The sequence below is a fragment of the Stenotrophomonas acidaminiphila genome (assembly GCF_001431595.1).
Classification (GTDB): domain Bacteria; phylum Pseudomonadota; class Gammaproteobacteria; order Xanthomonadales; family Xanthomonadaceae; genus Stenotrophomonas; species Stenotrophomonas acidaminiphila.
Genome location: NZ_LDJO01000036.1, coordinates 1 through 21,052 on the forward strand (window position 1 = coordinate 1; position 21,052 = coordinate 21,052).

Consider the following 21,052-nt stretch of genomic DNA (forward strand, 5'->3'; position numbering starts at 1 on the left):
TGCCTCGCCGGTGCCGGCGAAGCGGGTTGTTCGTCGGATCCCCGCACCGGAACGTGCGGGTCCCCGGCAGGGATTGGCATCAATGGAACATCAGTGCGGAAAGCACGAAGTTGAACATCAGCACCAGCAGCGAGGCGTTCACCACCGCGCGGGTGGTGGCCACCGAAGTGCCTTCGATGGTGGGCTCGGCATGGAAGCCGACGTAGGCCGCGACCAGTGCCGCGGTGCCGCCGAAGATCGCCGACTTGAGCAGGGCCACGGCGAAGTCGTCCCAGAAGTCGACGCTGTTGCGCAGCCCCGACCAGAACGTGCCGTTGTCCTGGCCCAGCACCTTCACCGCTTCGAACCAGCCGCCGGTGATGGCCAGCGAGCAGAACACGCCGGTCAGCAGCGGCACGGTCAGCACCGCCGCCCAGAAGCGCGGCGCCACCGCCTTGGCCACCGGGTCGATGGCCATCAGTTCCAGCGCCTTGATCTGGTCGGTGGCGCGCATCAGCCCCAGCTCGGCGGCGATGGAACTGCCGGCGCGGCCGATGAACAGCAGCGCGGTCAGCACCGGCGCCAGTTCGCGGTACAGCGACAGCCCGAGCAGGGTGGACAGCGCGTCGGCGGCGCCGAACGTGGTCAGCGTGCGGTAGCCCTGCAGGGTCAGCACCAGGCCGACGAAGGCACCGCCCACGGCGATGATCGGCAGCGAGCGCGCGCCGATCTTGTAGATCTCGCGGGTCAGCTCGGCCAGGAAGTCGCGGGTCGGCAGCGAGCCGCGCAGCACCGTCAGCGAGAACAGGCCGGCGCGGCCCAGCGAGCGGATCGAGGAAACGAACGGCATCAGGCAACCCTCGGCCGCGGGGCGGCATCGAACGGGATCGGGCCATCGGGCTGGCCGTGCAGGAACTGCCGCACCAGCGGGTCGCTGCTGGCCTGCAACTGCTCCGGCGTACCGGAGAACACGATGCCCTCGTTGGCGATGACCAGCGCCTGGTCGCAGATCGGCAGGGTCTCGTGCACGTGGTGGCTGACGATGACGCTGGTCAGCCCCAGGCTGTGGTTCAGGCGCTGGATCAGGCTCATGATCACCCCGGAGGCGATCGGGTCCAGCCCGGTCAGCGGCTCGTCGTAGATCATCAGCGGCGGGTCCAGCGCCAGCGCGCGGGCCAGCGCCACGCGCCGCGCCATGCCGCCGGACAGTTCGCGCGGCCACGCCTCGGCCGCGGCCAGCAGGCCCACCGCGTGCAGCTTCATCCGCACCAGGCGCTGCAGCACCGGCTCGGCCAGGCGGGTGTGGGTCCGCAGCGGCAGGGCGACGTTCTCGGCGACCGTCAGGTCGGTCAGCAGGCCGTTGCCCTGCAGCAGCACGCCGATGTTCTTGCGCATCTCCAGCAGCGCGCGGTTGCCCTGCGGGATGTCCTGCCCGAACAGGCGCACCTGGCCGCTGACCGGGCGCAACTCGCCGGTCAGCGCCGCCAGCAGCGTCGACTTGCCGGTGCCCGAGGGGCCGAGCACGGCGGTGATGCTGCCACGCGGCACGTCCAGCGAAACGTCGCGCAGGATCGTGCGCCCGCCGCGGTCGATGCGGACGTCGGACAACTGCACCAGGGGTGTCCGGGGAAGGGACATGGCGGCCTTTAACGGAAAACCAACGTGGCAGGATTATCGGGTCCGCCTGAACAAAAGAGAACTGGACCGTGCAGTATTGTCGCCGTACCGGCGGCGCGCGTCAGTGACCATGCGCGGAACGCCCAGTCTCCCTGGTGTCGTCACACGCGCAGCGGCGGCGCGTGCCCACGTCCGTGGCGGACACCACGCGACCCGCGCCATCCACCGCCGATCACCGCCACGTCCACGTCCACGTCGCGCCGGCGCGCGTCGCAGTCAACGCGACGCCGCTCCGGCACAATGGCGCGGCCATGCCCGACGCCTCCGCGGACTTCCGCCTCTACCACTCCAACGCCTTGGACGTGCTTGCCTCGCTGCTCGCCCACGCGCTGCGCGAGCCCGATCCGGGCCGGCCGCTGCTGGCGGCCGACACGGTGCTGATCCCGCAGGTGGCGATGCGCCGCTGGCTGCAGTCCACGCTGGCCGCCGAGTACGGCATCGCCGCCAACCTCGAGTTCCTCACGCCCGGCGAGTTCGTCGCCCGCGCGCTGAAGGAAAACGTGCCCGGCGAGCAGGACGACCTGGGCGCGGCCGGGCTGCACTGGCGGCTGTACGCGGCGCTGACCGACGCGGCGCTGATGCGGCAGCCGGCAATGGCCGCGCTGCGCGCCTACCTGGCCGGCAATGCGCCCGGCGGCGACGACCCGTTGCGGGCCTGGTCGCTGGCTACCGAACTGGGCGGGGTGTTCGAGAAGTACCAGGCCTGGCGCCGCGACTGGCTGCTGCGCTGGGAGGCCGGCGCCGACGCCGCCGACCCGCAGGCCATCCTGTGGCGCCATATCGCCGCTGGCCAGCAGCACCGCGCGCGCCGCATCAACGACTATCTGGCGCGGTTCGAGGGCGCCGGCCAGCCGCTGCCGCGCGGCCTGCCGTCGCGGCTGTTCGCATTCGCCACGCTCAACGTCTCGCCCGACGTACTGCGGGTGATCGCCACCCAGGCGCGGGTCGGTACGTTGCATTTCTACCTGCCCACGCCCACGCGTGCCTACTGGGGCGACCTGCAGACCCTGGCCGAGCGGCTGCGCGGCGGCATCGACGACCCGTTCGGCAGCGCCGCCGGCGAGAACCCGCTGCTGCAGGCCTGGGGCGCGGCCGGGCGCGACTTCATGGCGGTGCTGGGCAGTTACGAGGTGGTGCACCCATCCGGCGAAATCGCCGCCTATGCCGATCCGGAGCGCCGCGAGGGGCCGACGCTGGACCAGGGCGGGCTGAGCGACAGCCTGCTGCATCGCCTGCAGGCCGACCTGTTCCACCGCCGCGCGCGGCCGCCGGCGCCACTGCGCCCGGCATTGCGGGTGGACGACCCCAGCGTGCAGGTCCACGCCTGCCATACCCGCCTGCGCGAAATGCAGGTACTGCACGACCAGCTGCGCGCGCTGCTGGACGATCCGCGCTTCGACCCGCCGCTGCAGCCGCGCGAGATCGCGGTGCTGGCGCCGGACATCGACCCCTACGTGCCGTACCTGGAATCGGTGTTCGGTGGCCGCGGTGGCGGCGAGGGCCATATCCCGTGGGCGCTGGCCGATGCCAGTCCGCTGCAGGGCGAGCCGCTGGCCGAGGTGTTCGTGCAGCTGCTGGGGCTGCCGGTCTCGCGCTTCGGCCTCAACGAGATCCTCGACCTGCTCGCCAGCCCGCCGCTGGCCGCCGCCGCCGGACTGGATGCGGCCGCGTTCGAGCGCCTGCACGGCTGGCTGCAGGCCGCCGGCGCGCGCTGGGGGCTGGATGCGGCGCATCGCGGCCAGCACCAGGCGCCGGCCGACGACGCCTGCACCTGGCAGTTCGCGCTGGACCGGCTGCTGCTGGGCCACGCCAGCGGCAGCGATGACGACCTGGCCGGGGTCGCGCCGTGGCCGGAGCTGGAGGGCAGCGCACTGGCCGCGCTCGATGCGCTGATCCGCCTGCTGCGGGTGCTCGCCCGCCACCAGAAGATGCTGGCCGAGGCGCTGCCTCCGGCGCAGTGGCGCGAGCGCCTGCTCGGGCTGCTGGCCGCGCTGCTGCCGGACGCCCCGGCCGAGCCGTCCACCCAGCGCGCGCTCGAACGCCTGCGCAAGCTGGTGGACGAGTTCGCCGGCGAAGCCGCCCGCGCCGGCTTCGAGGCCCCGGTGCCGGCCGAAGTGGTGCGCGCGCATTTTTCCGCGGTGCTGTCCGAGGCCGACACCCGCGCGCCGCTGCTCACCGGCGGCGTCAGCTTCGGCCGCATGGTGCCGATGCGGCTGCTGCCGTTCCGCGCGATCTGCGTGCTGGGCCTGAACGACGGCGATTTCCCGCGCCGCGACCCGGCCGCCGGCCTGAGCCGGCTCACCGCCGAACTCGGCACCGCGCGTCGCCGTCATGGCGACCGCTCGCTGCGCGAGGACGACCGTTTCCTGTTCCTGCAGCTGCTGGCCTCGGCGCAGGACGTGTTCTACCTGAGCTACCTCGGTGCCGACGCGCGCGACGGCAGCGTGCGCGAGCCCTCGGTGCTGGTCAGCGAGCTGATCGATGCGGTGGCCGCCTGCCACGCCGATCCGGCGGCCGCGCGCCAGGCCATGGTCGTGCGCCATCCGCTGCAACCCTTCGCCCCGGCCGCGTTCGGTGGCGATGGCGAGCCGCGGCGTTTCAGCTATCGCCGCCAGTGGCACCCGGCCGCCGGCGCGGTCGGTGGCCAGCGCGGGCAGCTGTCGCCGTGGTCGGCCGGCGTGCTGGATGCGCCGCTGCCCGCTGCCCTGCGCGAGCCCGGCGTGTCGCTGGATGCGCTGCGCCGTTTCCTGGCAGATCCGGCCGGGCAGTTCCTCGAACAGCGCCTGGGCCTGCGCCTGGGGGGCGAGATCGAGGCCAGCGACGATGTCGAACCGCTGGTGCTGCCCGAACGCGGGCGCGAGCACGGCACGCTGCAGCAGCAGGTGCTCGCCGCGCTGCTGGAGGGCCGCGAGCAGGGGCTGTACGAACGCCTGCGCGCGCGCGCGCTGCTGCCGTCCGGAGCGCTCGGCCGGCAACAGTTCGAACAGCTGCTGGGCCGCATCCGCCCGTGCGCGGACAGCTTCGCGCAGTGGTACGACGGCACGCCGCTGCAGTCGCAGCGGCTGGAAGTGGCGATCGACGACAGCATCGTTCACGGTCGTGTCGCACAGATTCATCCACAGGGACTGCCACGCCTGCAGGCCGGTGCGCCGGGCGTGGCCTGGGTGCTGCGCAGCGGCCTGGACTGGCTGCTGGCCAATGCCGCCGGGGTGCCGCTGCCCCTGCTGCAGTTCATTGATGCCGGCGATGGCGGTTTCGGTCCGCACGTCCTGCCGCCGCCACCCGCTGAACAGGCCAGGTCGGCGCTGAAAGCCTTGCTGCAGTTGCGCTGGCAGGGGCTGCAGGCGCCGCTGCCGTTTGCCCCGTACACCGGCTGGGCGATCTACAACGCCGATCCGGACGCACGCGAAAAGACCGCGCGCGAGAAGTGGCATGGCAGCGAGCGCAGCTGGGGCGAGCGCGATGGCGAAGCCCTGCAGCTGGCGCTGCGCGGCGCCGATCCGTTCGCCGATCCAGCCACTACCAACAGATTTATCCACAACAGCCTGCTGGTGTTCACCGCACTGCGCGAGGGCCGGGTGCCGGCCGGCAGCGAGGACCGCGCATGAGCGCCGCGCCGCTTGCGACCGACCCGTACCTGGACCTGCCGCTGGACGGCCTGCGCCTGATCGAGGCCAGCGCCGGTACCGGCAAGACCTTCACCCTGGCCACCCTGTTCACCCGCCTGGTGGTGGAGCAGAACCTGCGCATGGGCCAGATCCTGGCGGTGACCTTCACCGACGCGGCCACCCAGGAACTGCGCCGGCGCATCCGCGAGCGCCTGGACCTGGCCGCGCGGCTGGCCGACGCCGTGCCGGGGCCGGGCGACGGCAACGAGGCCGCGCTGACCGCCGCCATCCTGCAGCGCCACCTGCAGCAGGGCACGGAAACCGCCGCGCAGCTGGCCCGGCGCCTGCGCATCGCCGCCGAGGAAACCGACCTGGCGGCGATCTTCACCATCCACGGCTTCTGCACCCGGGTGCTGGCCGAACACGCGCTGGAGAGCGGCCACAGCTTCGCTGCGCCGGAACTGCTGACCAACACCCGCCAGCTCCACGCCGGGCTCGCCGCCGACCTGTGGCGCCAGCATGCCGCCCGCGCCGATGCGCTGGCGGCCCTGACCGGCCTGTGGAAAAGCCCGGACGCGCTGGCGGCCGACCTGCCGGTGCTGGTCGCCGACCTGCCGCTGCTGCCGGCGCTGCCGCCGGCCCCGCTGGACGATCCCCGCCCGCTGCGCGATGCCGCCGCCGGGCGCCTTGCCGCCGGGCTGGCCACGCATGGCGAGGCGTACCTGCACCAACTGCGCGCCGCGCTGGAAGGCGGCGTGCTCAACAGGAGCAGTTACAAGGCCGAGTGGATCGAACCGCTGTTCCGGCAACTGCTGCAGTGGGCCCGGCATCCGGATCCGGATGCCGGGCTGGATGACCGGCTGCAGCGGCTGACCCTCGACGCGCTCACCGCCAGGACCGTCAAGGCCAAGGCCGGCAGCACCCCGGTGTCGCCGCTGCAGCCGCTGATCGCCGACTACGCGCAGGCACAGGCACGCTTCGGCGAGTGGCGCATGCAGCAGTCCATCGCCCTGCTGCATGCGCTGCGCGATGAAGCCCGCCAGTGCCTGGCACGGCACAAGCAGCAGTACCGCGTGCAGACCTATGACGACCTGATCGACGGCGTGCATGCGGCGCTGGACGGCGAAGCCGGCGCGGCGCTGGCCGAACGCCTGCGTGCGCAGTACCGCTTCGCCCTGGTCGACGAATTCCAGGACACCGACCCGCGGCAGTGGGACATCTTCCGCCGCGTGTTCGCCGAACCGCCCGCCGCCGCCGCGCTGTTCCTGATCGGCGATCCCAAGCAGGCCATCTATGGCTTCCGCGGCGGCGACGTGCATACCTACCTGCAGGCCCGCGAACGCGCCGCCGAGGCACCGCGGCTGGCGCACAACTTCCGCTCGCGCCCCGGCCTGCTGCGCGCGATCGACGCGCTGTACGCCAACGCCGGCGACCGTGCCTTCGTCGATCCGCGGATCCGTTTCGAACCGGTGCAGGCCGGCAGCAAGCGGGGCGATGCCGACTACCTGCTCGATGGCGCCCCGGCCCCGGCGTTGACCCTGCACCTGATCGACGCCGATGCCGACGGCAAGCCGCTCAAGGCCGACGACTCGCGCCACGCCGCCACCCTGGCCTGCGTGGCCGACATCCACCGCGTGCTGTCCGCCGCACGCCAGGACAGGGCGCGGGTCGACGGTCGCGCGCTGCGCCCGGGTGACATCGCCGTGCTGGTGCGCTCGCACCGCGAGGCCACGCGCATCCAGCAGGCGCTGGCGGCGGCGGCGATCCCGGCGGTCGCGGCCGGCCGCCACAGCCTGTTCTCCACCGCCGAGGCGCACGAACTGCGCCTGCTGCTGCTGGCGCTGCTGCAGCCAGCCGACGAAGGCCGCCTGCGCGCGGCGCTGGCCACCGTGCTGCTGGGCGAAAGCGCCACCGGCATCGCCGCGATGGAACACGATGGCGAGCGCCAGCGCACGCACCAGGAACGCCTGCTGCAATGGCGCGAGCGCTGGCAGCGTGGCGGCGTGCTGGCGATGCTGTCCGACCTGTGCGCGGAACAGGCCGAACGCCTGCTGGCGCTGGTCGACGGCGAGCGCCGCCTGACCAACTACCTGCAGCTGGGCGAACTGCTGCAGGAGGCTGGCACCCGCAGCATCGGCCTGCATGGCCTGCTGGATTGGCTGCAGGCGCGCATCGCCCATGCCGACGACGGCGACGAGACCCAGCTGCTGCGCCTGGAATCGGACGCGCACCGGGTCCAGGTCATCACCCTGCACAAGAGCAAGGGCCTGGAGTACCCGCTGGTCTACCTGCCGTTCGTCGGCATCGACGGCGGCGCGCCGGCCACCGATGCCCACCGCATCGTGCACGACGGTGAGCGGCGCGTACTGCACTGGAAGATCGACAAGGACGCGGCCGACTGGAAGGCCGTCGGCCAGCAGGCTGCCGCCGAGGACGCGGCCGAAGCCGCGCGCCTGCTGTACGTCGGCCTGACCCGCGCCGAGCACGCGCTGTGGATCGCCGGCGGCGCGCTGGCGGGGCTGCCCGGCTCGCAGCTGGGGCCGATGCTCGGCGACCTGGAACGCCTGGGCGCGCACGCCGACATCCGCATCGTCGAAGGTGGCGCGGACGCGCTGCCGCCGCGCCTGCCGCCCGCGCGCGAGCCGGCGTTGCCGCCGGTGCGCAGCGTGCGCCGCGCGCTGTCGCAGGACTGGTGGGTCTACAGCTTCACCCAGCTCGCCCACGCCGAGGCCGGCCACGACACCACGGCCGCGGCCACCGAGGACAGCGGCGGTGCCGCCGACGAGCCGCCGCAGGCCGCCGACGAGACCGTGCAGGATCCGGCGGTGGCGCAGGATGCGTTCGATCCGCGCTTCGCCGGCAGCCGCTTCGGCAACGTGCTGCACGCGGCACTGGAGACCACCGAATTCGGCGCCTGGAGCGGCTGGCGGCCCGGCGACGCGGCGCCCGCGGGGCAGGCCGGAGTGATCGCCGCGGCACTGCGCGCCGAAGGCTATGCCGAGGCCGACATCGACGACGGCGTGGCCCTGCTCACCGCGCTGGTCGGCCAGACCCTGACCGTGGCCCTGCCCGAGGGCGGCGCGCTGCATGCGCTGGGGCCCGGCGAGCGCCGCGCCGAAATCGAATTCCACTTCGCCATGCAGCCCACCGCGGTGCCGGCACTGCTGCGCGTGCTGCACGCGCATGGCGTGGTGCGCGGCCGCCACGGCTTCGGCGCGCGTGGCCGCCTGGAAGGACTGATGACCGGCAAGATCGACCTGACCTACCTGCGCGACGGGCGCTGGTACGTGCTCGACTACAAGTCCAACCGCCTGCCCGGCTACGCCGCGGCGCAGCTGGAGGCGGCCATGCGCCACAGCGAGTACGACCTGCAGGCGCTGATCTACACCGTGGCGCTGCACCGCTGGCTGCGCTTCCGGCTTGGCGGCGGCTACGACTACGCGCGTGATTTCGGTGGCATCCGCTACCTGTTCTGCCGTGGCCTGGACGCGACCCGCGTGCCGTCGCCGGGCGTATACGCGCATGTCTTCGCGGCGGACCTGGTGCACGCGCTGGACGCGCTGTTCGCCGGCGGCGACGACGCCCACGCGGCCATGCTGGCACGCCTGGGAGACCGCGCATGAGCCTGTTGGCCGCACTCAGCAAGGCCGGCGTGCTGCGCGCGCTCGACCACGCGCTGGCGCAGAGCCTGCGCCGGCTCGATCCGGACACCCCCGACGCGGTGCTGGCCGCCGCCGCGCTGGCTTCGCTGGCCGTCGCCCACGGCCATGCCGGGTTCGACCCGGCGCGACCGGCGCGGCTGCTCGAAGGGCCGTTGCCCTGGCCAGACGCGCAGGCGTGGATCGCCCAGCTGCAGGCCTCGCCCTGGGTGGCGCAGCCGCATGACGATGCGGCCGAGGCCGCGCAGGCGCCGCTGGCCTGGGAACACGGGCTGCTGTACCTGCGCCGTTACCGCGAGTACGAACGGCGGCTGGCGCTGGGCCTGCAGCGCATCGGCCAGGCACCGCTGGAGCGGGCCGATCCGGCGGCATTGGCGCCACTGTTCGCGCAGCTGTTTCCGGGCACCGTGGATGCCGCGGCGGGCGTGGCGTCGGTACAGGGCGATCTGTTCGCCCGGTCAGTCCCCGCCGATGCGCCCGCCGCTGGCGACCAGCAGGCGCGCGCTGCCGCGCTGGCGCTGCGCCACGCCCTGCTGCTGGTCACCGGCGGGCCCGGCACCGGCAAGACCACCACCATTGCACGGCTGCTGGTGCTGTTGGCCGCGCAGGCCCGTGCCGACGGCCGCGCGCCGCCGCGCGTGGCCCTGGCCGCGCCGACCGGGCGCGCCGCCGAGCGCATGGCCGAGAGCCTGCGCAATGCCGTGCAGAAGCTGCCGCAGCAGGGCGTTGACCCGGCGCTGTGCGCGCAGCTGCCGACCACCGGCACCACCCTGCATCGCCTGCTGGGGGTGGTCCCGGATTCGCCGCGCTTCCGCCACCATGCCGACAACCCGCTGCCATACGACACCCTCGTGGTCGACGAGGCATCGATGATCGACTTGCCGCTGATGGCCAAGCTGGTCGAGGCGGTGGCCAGCGGTACCCGGCTGGTGCTGCTGGGCGATCCCGACCAGCTGCCTTCGGTGGAAGCCGGCGACGTGCTCGGCGCGATCCTGCGCGCCGCCGGCGACGGCACACGCATCGCGCCCGACGACGCACAGGCGTTGCAGGGCCTGCTGGGCAGCCTGCCGGCGGCGGCGATCGCGGCCCCGGCCAGCGGTTTTGCCGGCACCCGCGTGCAGCTGCAGCGTGGCTACCGGCAGAGCGAGGCGCTGCGGCTGGCGCCACTGGCCGCGGCGATGCGCGAGGGTGACGCCGCGCGCGCGCTGTCGCTGCTGCGCGACGCGCAGCTGCCCGGCGTGCACTTCCACGAGAACGAAGACGATCCGCTGCAGGCCTGGCGCGAACCGCTGCAGCGCTACTGGGAGGCGCTGGCGAGCGCGCAGACGCCGGCGCAGGCCCTGGCCCTGGCCGGGCGCCTGCGGCTGCTCACCGCCGTGCGCGAAGGCCCGCAGGGCGCACGCGGGCTCAATGCGCGCATCGAGGAGCTGCTCGCCGGCGGCGCCGCGCGGGGTGCCGCCGCGCACTTCCACGGGCGCCTGCTGCTGGTCACCGAGAACAGCTATCGCCACCGCCTGTTCAACGGCGATGTCGGCATCTGCCTGCGTAGCGAGGGCGGTACCCATGGCACCACCGCCTGGTTCCCCGGCGACGATCCGGACGATCCGCGCCCGTTCCACCCGGCGGCGCTGCCCGCGCACGAAAGCGCCTTCGCCATGACCGTGCACAAGGCGCAGGGCTCGGAGTTCGACGAGGTCTGGCTGCAACTGCCGCGCCGCGACAACCGCGTGCTCAGCCGCGAACTGCTCTACACCGGCATCACCCGCGCGCGCCACGCCGTGCACGTGGCCGGCGACGCGGCGGTGATCGAAGCGGCGCTGTCGCGCCACGCCAGCCGCTGGTCGGGCCTGGCGCAGCGTCTGGGCCGCTCGCGATAGGCGTTCACTGAAGTCAGCTCCTACCGCCCCAGGTACTCCTCGGCATAAAAGCCGCGCAGGAAACCGTCGATCTCCTCCGCACTCATGCTGTCGCCCTGCTTGCGGGCGGCGGCCACGGCTTCGCGGTACTGCGCGGTCTGTCTGAACGCCTGGAACTTCCGCTCGCGCCAGACGCGGAACTGCTCCGCACCCATCGACAGCGCCTCGAGCACCCGGCCCCTGGCGATGCGGTAGACGCGGTAGTGCGCATGGGTGGAGCCATAGCCCATGTGCACGTAATCGACCAGGCGCCCATCGGGGACGATCAGCGCACCGCTGTACCAGGTGGTGGCCACCGGCGCGCCCGAGGGGAAAAGCTCCGGCAGCAGGTCGATGACACTTTCCTGTTCAGTCTGGCGGTCGTACAGGCGTACCTCGACCCTGCGCAGCAGCAGCCGGTCACCATCTATCGCCCAGTGCGCCACGTAACCGCGCCAGTTGGCGGTGCTGCGCGAGACATTCTCCGGCGGGAAACCGGGGCGATCACGCAGCTGGCCTTCCAGCGGATTGGTGTCGAGCGCGTAGTCGCGGCCTTCGATGAAGATCCGGTCCTGTACCTGCGCGGTCGCGCCCGCGGTTCCAGCCACCACCAGCAGCAGGCCCGCCAGCAGCATGCCCATCGCCAGGTGCATCGCCTTCTCCGTGGTCCTCGTCCAGCCGCGAGGTTAACGGCCTGCACCCGCGCCCGTCGCCCACGGCGCACGTTCCAGCCCGGCGGCGAGGTAGTCGATCAGCCGCTGCACGCGCGCCGGGCGGCGCAGGCCGGGCGGGGTGACGATGTGCAGCGCGATCGGCTCCACCTGCCAGTCATCCATCGCCGTTTCCAGGCGGCCGGCGCGCAGGTCTTCCCAGACCATGAACTCCGGTTGCAGGGCAAGCCCGAGCCCGCCGCGCAGTGCGGTGGCGAACACTTCGGCGTTGTTGGCCTGCAACTGGCGCGGCACGGTCTGCGCGTACTCGCCGTGGCGGGGATGGCGGAAGCGCCAGGTGTTGCCGCCGCGCGTGTAGCTGTACTGGAAGCCACGGTGGCCGGCGAGGTCGCGCGGATGCTGCGGCCGGCCGTGTTCGGCGAAGTAGCCCGGCGCGCCGACCAGCAGGATCCGCACCTGGCACAGGCGGCGCGCGCGCAGGCTGGAGTCGGCCAGGGTGGAAATACGCAGCGCCAGGTCGAAGCGCTCGGCTACCAGGTCCACCTGCGCGTCGCTGAGCTGGATGTCCAGTTCCACGTCCGGATGCGCGCGCATGAATGCGGGCAGCAGCGGCGCCAGCTGCGCCACGCCGAACGACATCGGCGCGGCCACCCGCACCAGTCCGCGCAGCGTGGTCGAACGGTCGGCGACCTCGGCCTCCACCGCCTCGCCCTCGTCGAGGATGCGTGCGGCGCGCTCCAGCGCCGCGGCACCGGCATCGGTCAGCGACATGCGCCGCGAGGTGCGGTGGAACAGGGTGGTGCCGATGCGCGCTTCGAGCCGGGTGATGGCCTTGGACACGGTGGCCTGCGACAGCCCCAGCGCTTCGGCCGCACGGGCGAAGGAGCCGGCCTCGGCGACCCTGGCGAAGATGGCCCAGGCTTCCAGGTCGGGCAGTTGGCTCATGGCGGAGACCGCGGGGGGAGGAGATTGGATCATGGCATAAATGGAAAGAATGTCTTTTCATTCCTTCCATTCCGAATGTAAAGGCGCGTGCCTAGACTGGCCCCCATCGCAACCACCCCGCAGGACAGGACCATGATCGAGCGTCGCCCGTTTGCCACCCTTGGCGGAGCCAACCACGGTTGGCTGGATGCCAGGCACCACTTTTCCTTTGCCGGCTACCACGACCCGGCGCGCGTCCACTGGGGCGCCCTGCGGGTGTGGAACGACGACACCATCCAGCCCGGCACCGGCTTCCCGCCGCATCCGCATGCCGACATGGAGATCGTCACCTATGTGCGCGAGGGCGCCATCAGCCACCAGGACGACCAGGGCAACAAGGGCCGTACCGAAGCCGGCGACGTGCAGGTGATGAGCGCCGGCACCGGCATCCGCCATGCCGAGTACAACCTGGAGCCGGGGGTGACCCGCATCTTCCAGATCTGGATCATCCCGGATGCGCGCGGCGGTGCGCCGGCATGGGGTACCAAGCCCTTCCCCAAGGGCGGGCGCTCCGGTCGCTTCATCGCCCTGGCCAGTGGCATGCAGGGTGACGAGGAGGCCCTGCCGATCCGCGCCGATGCCCGCGTACTGGGCGCGTCGCTGAAGGCCGGCGAGAGCACCGAGTATCACTTCCGCGACGCCACCCGCCACGGCTACCTGGTGCCCAACACCGGCAAGGTGGAAGTGAACGGCGTGCCGCTCGAAGCCCGCGACGGCGCCGCCATTGCCGGCGAGGGCAGCATCACCGTCCGCGCGCTGGAAGATGCCGAACTGGTGCTGGTGGATACCGCCGCCTGAGCGGCGGGACCGCTTGATGATCGACGCAAGGGCGCGGGTGACCGCGCCCTTGCCGTCGTCCGCGAAGGCAAGCCGGACGCAGGAGCGACGCAAACACCCGTGCCTTCCGGTAAAACCCGGGCGCCACTGCCGCAGCGGATTCGCCGCGACATTCCAGGCGCCGCGCGGGTTCTCCCCGGCATGACGTACGAACGCGGCCGGGTCAGCGCATCGCTTCGCGACGACGGGTCGGAGGCGACCGGCCTGCGCATGCGCGGACAGCGCCGGGCCGTGCAACCGCAGGAAGCAGGCACCTTGTCCGCCGATCCGTGCATGGCGCCACAGGCAGCGGTTGCGCTTGCCGCCATACTGCGGATTGGCCGGCCACGGTACCGCGACGACATGCGTGACTTCCTCTACTACTCGTCCCTGCTCCTGCTCGGATTTGCCTGGTACCGGTTCGGGCAGAAGCAGCTCCAGAAAGCGCCCTTCGACGAGAACGGCGCGCCGACCCAGGGGCTGGTGGGGCCGGTGGGCTTCCTGATGACCGCCGGCGTGGCGGGCTATGCGCTGTTCGCCGTCATGCGCGCGCTGGCGCGGGGCCAGATACCTTGCCTCGGCAAGGGCTGCGCCGGGCAGGTGTATACGCTGGTCGCGCATGCGGGCGCGTACTGGGCCAACGTTCTGTTTCTGGTGTGGCTGGTGCTGGCGCTGGGTTATGGAATGTACGTGACGCTGAAGATCTGGTTCCGCTGATGGTCCACCGTGGGCTTTGCGGGTAGCGCCGGCACCGGCAATGGCGGCATGCGCGGTCCCTGCCTAAACTGCTTTCCTTGCCAACCCGGGAATCCCGTCATGCAGGCCAAGGGCGAGTTCGACATCACGCGCGTCCCGCAGGAATCGCTGGACATCGGCGGCGGCGCGGTCGTCGGCCATGTGCGTTTCGACAAGCGCTTCCATGGCCCGTTGGACGCCAGCAGCGTGGTGCACATGCTGGCGATGATGTCGCCGGTATCCGGCTCCGGCGCCTACGTCGCCCTGGAACGCATCGAAGGCACGCTCGACGGCCGCCGTGGCAGCTTCCATGCCCAGCACAACGGTGTCATGGACCGCGGCGCGCCCCGGCTCGACCTCACCGTGGTGCCCGACAGCGGCACCGGCGAGCTGGCCGGCCTGCACGGCCGCATCGCCATCGACATCGTCGACGGCAGGCACCACTACACCTTCGATTACGGCTTCCGCGATACCTGAGCCCGCCGCAGAACCCGGCCCGGCCGGATACGGGAAGAAGGCGCGCCAGCCGATCCCGCGCTGGCGGGCCGGTGCGTCGCGGGGTCGTCCGTGCGGGCCTGCAGGCGGAAGACCGCGGCGATGGCAGGCCTTTCCGCCTCAACGCGTCCTGTGCGCCGTATAGGTCCCCGCGCCGCGGACCAGGTCGAATCCCGCGATCGTGCCGGCACCGTCCTGCCGGAAGCGGATGCTCATGTCCTGGGCGGTCATGAAAAAGGAATCCTCCGACTCGCGGAACAGTTCCATCCGCCCCGCGCCGAACAGATCGCTCTGGAAGTAGAGGCGTTCGCCTTCGGCGACGACGTGGGCGGGCTGGTCGAGCAGCCGATAGTCGCCGGCCAGCAGCCGGTTGGTCGCCACGTCGGTCGGAATGGCCGTCTTCTCGACGACCTGGAACTCGGGCCAGCCGTACTCGGCGGCGATGCTGCACAGGATCTCGTCGATCAATGCGGCGCCATTGATGCTGTTGGCCATGATCACCACGCCCTGCCCGGAGCGGGTATAGCCATAGAGCTGCGAGCGGAACCCCTCGGTACCACCGCTGTGGCTGAAGCTGGTGCGGTCGCCCAGGTCCTCGACGAAGAAGCCCAGGCCGTACTCGCCCAGGCCGCGCGTCAGCATGGTCGAAACCATGTCGCGCGACAGGATGCTGCCAGGTCCGCCCGCCTCGGCCCGCTGCACTTCCAGGATCACCTGCGCCAGGTCGCTGGGGGTGCTCCACAGGCCAGCGGCGGCGGATTCGGGGTACAGGCGCCACCGGCCGGCGAGGACCTGGCCGTTGCCGTCGTGGGCGGCGCTTGCCTGGCTGGCCACACTTTCCGGCAGCGGCACGGCATAGGTGCTGTGCGCCATGCCCAAGGGCTGCAGGACCGCCGTTTCCAGGTACCGGTCGAACGGTTGCCCGCTGGCTTCGGTCATCATCAACTGCACGATGCTGTAACCGCCGCCCGAATAGCGCCACGTGCTTCCGGGCGCGATATCGACGCGGACCGGCTCGGAGTTCGCCGGTGCGATGCCATCGAGCACCTGCAGCAGCGTGGGCAACGGCTGCCCCGGTGCGTAGCCGTCATAGCCGTGCACCGTCACCCCGGCGCCGTGGTTGAGCAGCCTGCGCAGGTTGATCGTGCCGGCGCGGGTGAACGCGTTCTGCGGAATCTTCCACGAAGCCAGCTGGCCGTTCGCGTCCGCGTCCAGCGAGAGCCGGCCCTGCTCGACCAGACGCAGCGCGCCCAGGGCGCTGAGCGGTTTGCTGATGGAGCCGGCCTGGAAGCGCGTGGTGGTGGTGGCGGGCTGCTGGCTGGCGGCATCGGCCACGCCATAGGCGCGCGCCCACGCGATCCGGCCCTGGTCGATGAGCGCGATGCTGACCGCCGGCACCCGGTGGAAGGCCATGCGTTGTTCCAGCGCCATCCTCCGCTGCGGCGAACCCTTGACCACGATGCGCGTGGAAAGCCCCTGCTCGACTCTGGAAATGCGCGCCTGGAGCGTGGATGCCGGCGCCGCGGTGGAAGCGGACGCCGCGGCCGGTTGTGCGGCAGCGCACAGGCTCCACAGCAGGAGTGTCGTGCAGGACAGCAACGCAGGGTTCTTCATGGAAGTTCTCGCCATCGTGGCAGAGTGCCGGGCCCGGGAAGCAGTGTGACGGACGTGCGCCGGCTGATGTGACAACCCATGGCACCGGAGCGGACAGGTGCGGCCTACTTCTTCCTGCGTCCGCCCGTGCGTGCGGGTCTGCGCGGAGCGGCCGCGCCATCGGCGTCGCCGCCGGTGGCCGCGCTGCCGCCGAGCTGTTCCAGCCACGACAACGCGTCGGTGTAGGCGACGAAATGCTGCAGGTAATCCGGGCAGACCTCGCGCATCAGCGCCATGGCGCGGTAGGTGAGCACGCTGGAATGCAGCGGGCCGGCGTCCTCGGGCAGGCCGTCGAGGCAGTGCCGCAGCAGGCCATCGATGCGGATGCGGGTCCACAGCTGCTGGAACTCGTCCAGTACCGGCATCGGCGCGGCCAGATCGACGACCGGCGCTGCGTCGCCGGCATCGCCCGCTGCACCGGGCGCAAGCGGGGCGATGGCCTGCACGGGTGCATCTGCGGGCCGCGCATGGCCGAACCGGTCCAGCAACTGCCGCAAGGGGCCGGCCCCGGCCGCGCGCGTGGGTGGCCGCGCAGCGCCCGGTGGCGGCAGTGCGGCATAGGCATCGGCCAGCGCCTGCAGGCGCGCATCCAGGCGCTGCCGCAGCGCGCCGTCGTGGCGCGCCGCATGCCGCGCCAGCGCGCTCATCACCGCGAAGCGCAGCGGATCGATGCGGTCGGCACCGTTCCGGCGCCAGGCCTCCAGCCGCGCGTGGACGTCGCCGGTTTCAGCGGGCATGGGCCTTGCCATCGGGCGTGCGGCGCGGGATCGGCGCGATCTCCACGCGGCGGTTCCGGGCGCGGCCGGCTTCGTCGTCGTTGGTGCTTACCGGCTGCTCGGCGCCGAACGCGGCGGCGAACACCGACGCGGACGGCACGCCGTCGGCGATCAGGGTGCGGGTGACGGTGAGCGCGCGCGCCGCCGACAGTTCCAGGTTGTCGGCGAAGCGGGCGTTGGCCGCGCGCACCGGCTGGTTGTCGGTGAAGCCGCTGACCATCAGGATCTCCTCGCGCGCGGCCAGGTAGTCGCGCAGCGGCGTGGCGATGCTCTGCAGCAGTTCGCGGCCTTCGGGCTGCAGCTGGTCGGAGTTGAGCGCGAACAGCACGCTGCCGCTGATGCCGATGCGGCCGTCGATCACGGTCACCCGGCCGGCCGCCAGCGGCGCGGCCAGTGCCTGTTCCAGGGTCTTCAGCCGCGCGGCCTCGGCCTGGCGCTGCTTCACTTCCTCGTCCAGCCGGTTGTGCAGCAGCAGCTGGATGCCGATGACGCTGGCCAGGATCAGTACGAACGCGCCCAGCAGCACCGACATTAGGTCGCCGAACGCGGCCCAGGTGGTGGCGCTGGATTCGGCATCGAACTCGATCTCGTCGCTCATGCGCCGGATGCCCCGTCGCGGGCGCCGGCCAGTTGCTGCAGCTGGCCGATGATCTGCTTCTGCGACAGCATGCTCAGCTCGATCACTTCGCGTGCCTGCGCCACGTAGTACGCCAGCTGCTCGTCGCTGCGCGCAAGCGATTTCTCCAGCGCCGATTCGATGCCCTGCAGGCGCTCGTTGAGGCTGCCGGTAGCGTCGCCGAACGCCTGCACCGCGTCGCCGAACGCTTCGCCCAGGCTTGCCACTTCCAGCGCGCTGCCGCTGACGTGCGCGGCGGCGGCGTCGAGCCGGCCGGCCTCGCCTTCGACCTGCGCGCTGAAGCGGCTGCCCACCCGCTCCAGCAGCTCGGCCGAGGTCGAGACCAGTGCGTCGATGGCGCCGCGTTGCTCGCGCGATGCATGGTTGACCGCGTCTAGCAGGGTCTGCAGGGTTTCCAGCAGGCGCCCGCGCTCTTCCAGCATCGCGGTATCGCGCACCATGCTGTCGGACAGCTTCTGGCGCAGCTCGGCGACCACTTCGGCGGCGGCACGCGGCGCTTCGGAGGCGGTGGCGACCAGCCGCTCGATCTCGGCCAGGGTGTCGCGTGCCTGCGCCTGCGCCTGCGCGTGGATCGCCCGGGTGGTCTGCGCCAGGGTGTCGCAGACCTGCTGCTGCTGCGCGGCGACCTGGGCGCTGCTGTGTTCCCAGCGCTGGCCGAACTCGCCGGTCAGCGTGGCGAAGGCGTCGCGCCATTGCGCCAAGCGCTGCGCGTCGCGCGCCTGCAGCGCGTCCTGCAGTTCGCCATGCGAACGCTGCAGGGCGTCGATCATGGCCTCGCTGCGCAGGGCGAAGGCGGCGGCCGCGTCGGTCAGCGCCTGCGCGTTGCCGGCGATGCCCTCCAGCGCGCCGCCGGCCGCGGCCTGCAGCTGCGCCGAGACCTCGCCCGCGGTGCGCGCCAGCGCATCGCAGACCTGCTGCTGCTGCTGCGCGACCTGCGCGCCGTTGCGCTGCCAGTTCTCTTCCAGCGTGGCCAGCATCGCCGCCAGCGACTGCGACCAGTGCGCCAGCCGCTGTTCGTCGCGCGCGGCCAGTGCCGACTGCAGTTCGGCGTGCGCCTGGCCCAGGCTGTCGACCAGCGCATGCGCATGCCGGTCGAAGTGGTCGGCGGCGGCAACCAGTGCCTGCTCGTTGCGCTGGGCCAATGCCGCCTGGGCGTCGAGCTGGCGTGCCAGTGCGCTGTTCCAGGCATCGGCGGTCCGGTGGGTGCTGTCTTCCAGCCGCGTCGCCACGCCATCGACCAGCGCGGCCGAGCGCTGCTCGAAGGTGGCGGCGAACTGCTGCAGCGCCTGCTGCAGGCCGTCGGCCAGTGCGGCGTTACCGCGCTGCTGCTCGGCGACGGCGGCGCTCCAGCTGTCACGGGCTGCGCTGGCCGCACCCTGCACGGCACTGTCCAGGCCGTCGAGCTGGCGGCGCACGGCCTGTTCGATGGCCGCGTGCAGGTGCTCGGATCGGTCCGCCAACCCGGCCATGGTGGTATCCACCACCGGCTGCAGCGCTGCACCGACGGCGTTGGCCTGCTGGGCGATGCCGTCGCGCAGCGCCTGCTGCAGCGACGCGGCCAGCTGCGTCCACGCGGCCTCGCTGCGCTGGTGGAACTCCTGCTGGCTGGACTGCAGGCGTTGCCCGGCGTCGTGCTGCTGGCGTTCCAGGGTGCCGGCCAGGGCCTGCAGGCGCTCGACCAGTGCCGGCATCAGTGCGTTCTGTTCCTGCAGCAGGCGGAAGGTCTCGCGGCGCTGGACCGCGTGCGACAGGTGCCCCAGTTGCGCGGCGATGCCGGCATCGAGCTGCTGCACGGCCTGCGCGCGCTCGCGCCGCAGCAGCGCCGACAGCAGGCCCAGCGCGGCCGAGCTGGCGACGCCGGCGATCGAGGTGCCGAAGGCGAAGCCCAGGCCCTTGACCGGTGCGGCCAGCGAACTGCGGATGGCGTCCAGGTCGGTGGCGCTTTCCAGGGCCAGCCCGGTGCCGCGCAGGGTCGCCATCATGCCCAGCAGGGTGCCGAGCATGCCCAGCAGTACCAGCAGCCCGACCAGGTAGGGGGTCAGCGCCGGCGCCGGCAGGCCGACGCGGTCGCCCTCGATGCGCAGCCGCACGCCATTGCGCAGGCCTGGCTGCAGCCGCGACAGCCAGCCGTCGAGGTCGCCGGCGGCGTCGCCGAGCGATGGCAGCGCCTGTACCAGCGTGGCGGTGGCCTGCCGGTAGCGCAGCAGCTCGAAGGCGCCGGCCAGGTAGCAGGCGGCGATCAGCGCGGCGACGGCGGTGGCCAGCGGGTGGCTGCCGAGGTAGCCGATGCCGATCCAGCACACGGCCAGCAGGCCGGCAAGGAACACGACGGGAACGATGGGATTTCTGGACATGGAGATGCGGTTACCGGGTGCGCAACGCGGCGAGCAGGCCGTCGATGGGGTGGAAGCGGACTTCCAGTTCGGCCAGCAGCGCGGTGCGCATGTCCTGGCGGAACCGTGCCAGCCAGGGGCCGGCGGCGGGAGTGGCGGGGGTGTCGTCCGGCGCGTCGGCGCCGGTGGATTCGGGCAGGGCGGCGTCGCGCAGGCGCTGGTAGTGCAGGCCGAGCAGGCCCGGCACGATGGCCAGCAGGGCCTGTTCGCGCGGGCTGAGCGTGGCTTCCATCACCGCGTCCACCTCGGCCAGCCGCGCCTTGGCCGGCGATTGCAGCGCCAGCATGTCGCGCAGGCGGCCGCGCAGCAGGCCGGTGGCTGCCTGCATCGCGCGCTGCATGGCCAGGCAGTGCTGGCGGTAGGGCAGGTAGCCGGGGTCGACCGCGGCGGCGCTGGCGTCCTTGCGCCGCGGCGCGGACAGGTCGACGTCGGCGTCGATGGCCTCCCGCAGCGAACGCCGCAGGCGTGCGCATTCGGCTTCCTGGGCGTCGTCGAAGCCCGGGCCGTCGGCCGCTTCGGGCAGGCGGTTGTCCAGCGCGCGCGACAGGGTGATGGCGCGGTTCCAGTCGAACCACTGCGCCAGCCGCTCGGTCAGCACCGGCGGCGTGCGCGGGAGGTCGGCGTCGCCGAAGCGGGCCAGCAGGCGAATGAACGCCGGGCCCAGCACGGGCGCCCGTGTGGAAGCTTTCGCCATGGTCCTGACCGAAAAATCGGGCATTTTACATGGCCCGTCGGGGGGTGCCCCGGCGGCCCGCATTCATGCCCGGTGGGCGACCTGCGCCGGCTTCAGCGCGCGTGCCGCTTGAGCAGCTCCAGCAGCACCCCGGCCTCGTCCGCGCGCCGCGCCGGGTCGGGCTCGGCCACGACGTGGTCGCTGAGGTGGCCGGCCATCACTTCCAGCATCAGCCCGTGCATGGCGCCCTTGGCCGCGGCGATCTGCACCAGGACCGCATCGCAGTCGTCGCCGGCTTCCAGCGCCTGTTCCAGCGCCGCCACCTGGCCGGCGATGCGGCGCACCCGGGCAAGCAGTTTCTTCCTGTCGCGCTGGATCTGTGCCATGGTGCTTATCGTATA

The 21,052-nt window shown here is 72.2% G+C and carries 16 protein-coding genes; 6 read left to right on the forward strand and 10 right to left on the reverse strand.

All coding sequences use genetic code 11. From position 1 onward, the window contains the following. Positions 1–79 precede the first annotated feature (79 nt). Both ABB33_RS11940 and ABB33_RS11945 read right to left on the reverse strand, forming a co-directional pair. A complete protein-coding gene (locus tag ABB33_RS11940; RefSeq protein WP_054668497.1) occupies positions 80–829 on the reverse strand; it encodes an MlaE family lipid ABC transporter permease subunit in 750 nt (249 codons plus the stop codon). Beyond that, positions 829–1,617 (reverse strand): ABC transporter ATP-binding protein, encoded by a 789-nt coding sequence (locus ABB33_RS11945; RefSeq protein WP_056932266.1) that lies wholly within the window; start codon positions 1,615–1,617, stop codon positions 829–831. The genes ABB33_RS11940 and ABB33_RS11945 overlap by 1 nt, the downstream gene beginning before the upstream one ends. Positions 1,618–1,907: 290 nt before the next feature. On the opposite strand from ABB33_RS11945, the gene recC reads away from it, so the two are divergent. The 3 genes from recC to recD are packed head-to-tail and all read left to right on the forward strand — an operon-like array spanning position 1,908 to position 10,800. Then, positions 1,908–5,264, forward strand: coding sequence for an exodeoxyribonuclease V subunit gamma (recC, locus tag ABB33_RS11950; RefSeq protein WP_056932267.1), 3,357 nt, complete (start codon positions 1,908–1,910; stop codon positions 5,262–5,264). Continuing rightward, positions 5,261–8,887 carry a UvrD-helicase domain-containing protein gene (locus tag ABB33_RS11955; RefSeq protein WP_056932268.1) on the forward strand — a complete coding sequence of 1,209 codons (3,627 nt, stop codon included), beginning with the start codon at positions 5,261–5,263 and terminating at the stop codon, positions 8,885–8,887. The genes recC and ABB33_RS11955 overlap by 4 nt, the downstream gene beginning before the upstream one ends. Next, entirely contained in the window at positions 8,884–10,800 is a 1,917-nt protein-coding gene (recD, locus tag ABB33_RS11960) for an exodeoxyribonuclease V subunit alpha (RefSeq protein ID WP_056932269.1), read from the forward strand. Before ABB33_RS11955 ends, recD begins: the two co-directional genes overlap by 4 nt. Before the next feature lie 20 nt (positions 10,801–10,820). On the opposite strand, the gene ABB33_RS11965 is transcribed toward recD, so the two are convergent. Then, entirely contained in the window at positions 10,821–11,471 is a 651-nt protein-coding gene (locus ABB33_RS11965; RefSeq protein ID WP_152985065.1) for a hypothetical protein, read from the reverse strand. A 33-nt stretch (positions 11,472–11,504) separates the two neighbouring features. Beyond that, on the reverse strand, positions 11,505–12,434 hold the full coding sequence (locus ABB33_RS11970) for a LysR family transcriptional regulator (protein ID WP_056932271.1): 930 nt from the start codon (positions 12,432–12,434) through the stop codon (positions 11,505–11,507). Positions 12,435–12,566: 132 nt separating this feature from the next. Between ABB33_RS11970 and ABB33_RS11975 the strand changes: the two genes are divergently transcribed. The 3 genes from ABB33_RS11975 (at position 12,567) to ABB33_RS11985 (ending at position 14,501) form a co-directional block, all read left to right on the forward strand. After that, positions 12,567–13,271: a pirin family protein gene (locus ABB33_RS11975; protein WP_054668491.1), complete on the forward strand. Its 705-nt coding sequence runs from the start codon at positions 12,567–12,569 to the stop codon at positions 13,269–13,271. Positions 13,272–13,451: 180 nt separating this feature from the next. Further along, positions 13,452–14,006: a hypothetical protein gene (locus tag ABB33_RS18970; protein ID WP_198421467.1), complete on the forward strand. Its 555-nt coding sequence runs from the start codon at positions 13,452–13,454 to the stop codon at positions 14,004–14,006. A gap of 99 nt (positions 14,007–14,105) precedes the next feature. Then, positions 14,106–14,501 (forward strand): DUF3224 domain-containing protein, encoded by a 396-nt coding sequence (locus ABB33_RS11985; RefSeq protein ID WP_054668490.1) that lies wholly within the window; start codon positions 14,106–14,108, stop codon positions 14,499–14,501. Positions 14,502–14,639: 138 nt separating this feature from the next. Here ABB33_RS11985 and ABB33_RS11990 read toward each other — a convergent pair whose 3' ends face one another. The 6 genes from ABB33_RS11990 to ABB33_RS12015 form a co-directional block, all read right to left on the reverse strand. Further along, a complete protein-coding gene (locus tag ABB33_RS11990) occupies positions 14,640–16,133 on the reverse strand; it encodes a serine hydrolase domain-containing protein (protein WP_082394244.1) in 1,494 nt (497 codons plus the stop codon). A 104-nt stretch (positions 16,134–16,237) separates the two neighbouring features. Next, positions 16,238–16,909: a DUF2894 domain-containing protein gene (locus tag ABB33_RS11995; protein WP_054668489.1), complete on the reverse strand. Its 672-nt coding sequence runs from the start codon at positions 16,907–16,909 to the stop codon at positions 16,238–16,240. Then, a complete protein-coding gene (locus ABB33_RS12000) occupies positions 16,899–17,546 on the reverse strand; it encodes an OmpA family protein (RefSeq protein WP_054668488.1) in 648 nt (215 codons plus the stop codon). Before ABB33_RS12000 ends, ABB33_RS11995 begins: the two co-directional genes overlap by 11 nt. Beyond that, positions 17,543–19,939, reverse strand: coding sequence for a DUF802 domain-containing protein (locus tag ABB33_RS12005; protein ID WP_056932272.1), 2,397 nt, complete (start codon positions 19,937–19,939; stop codon positions 17,543–17,545). Before ABB33_RS12005 ends, ABB33_RS12000 begins: the two co-directional genes overlap by 4 nt. 10 nt (positions 19,940–19,949) lie before the next feature. Further along, positions 19,950–20,672, reverse strand: coding sequence for a DUF3348 domain-containing protein (locus tag ABB33_RS12010; RefSeq protein WP_056932273.1), 723 nt, complete (start codon positions 20,670–20,672; stop codon positions 19,950–19,952). Between the two features lie 92 nt (positions 20,673–20,764). After that, positions 20,765–21,037: a metal/formaldehyde-sensitive transcriptional repressor gene (locus tag ABB33_RS12015; RefSeq protein ID WP_056932274.1), complete on the reverse strand. Its 273-nt coding sequence runs from the start codon at positions 21,035–21,037 to the stop codon at positions 20,765–20,767. Positions 21,038–21,052 lie beyond the last annotated feature (15 nt).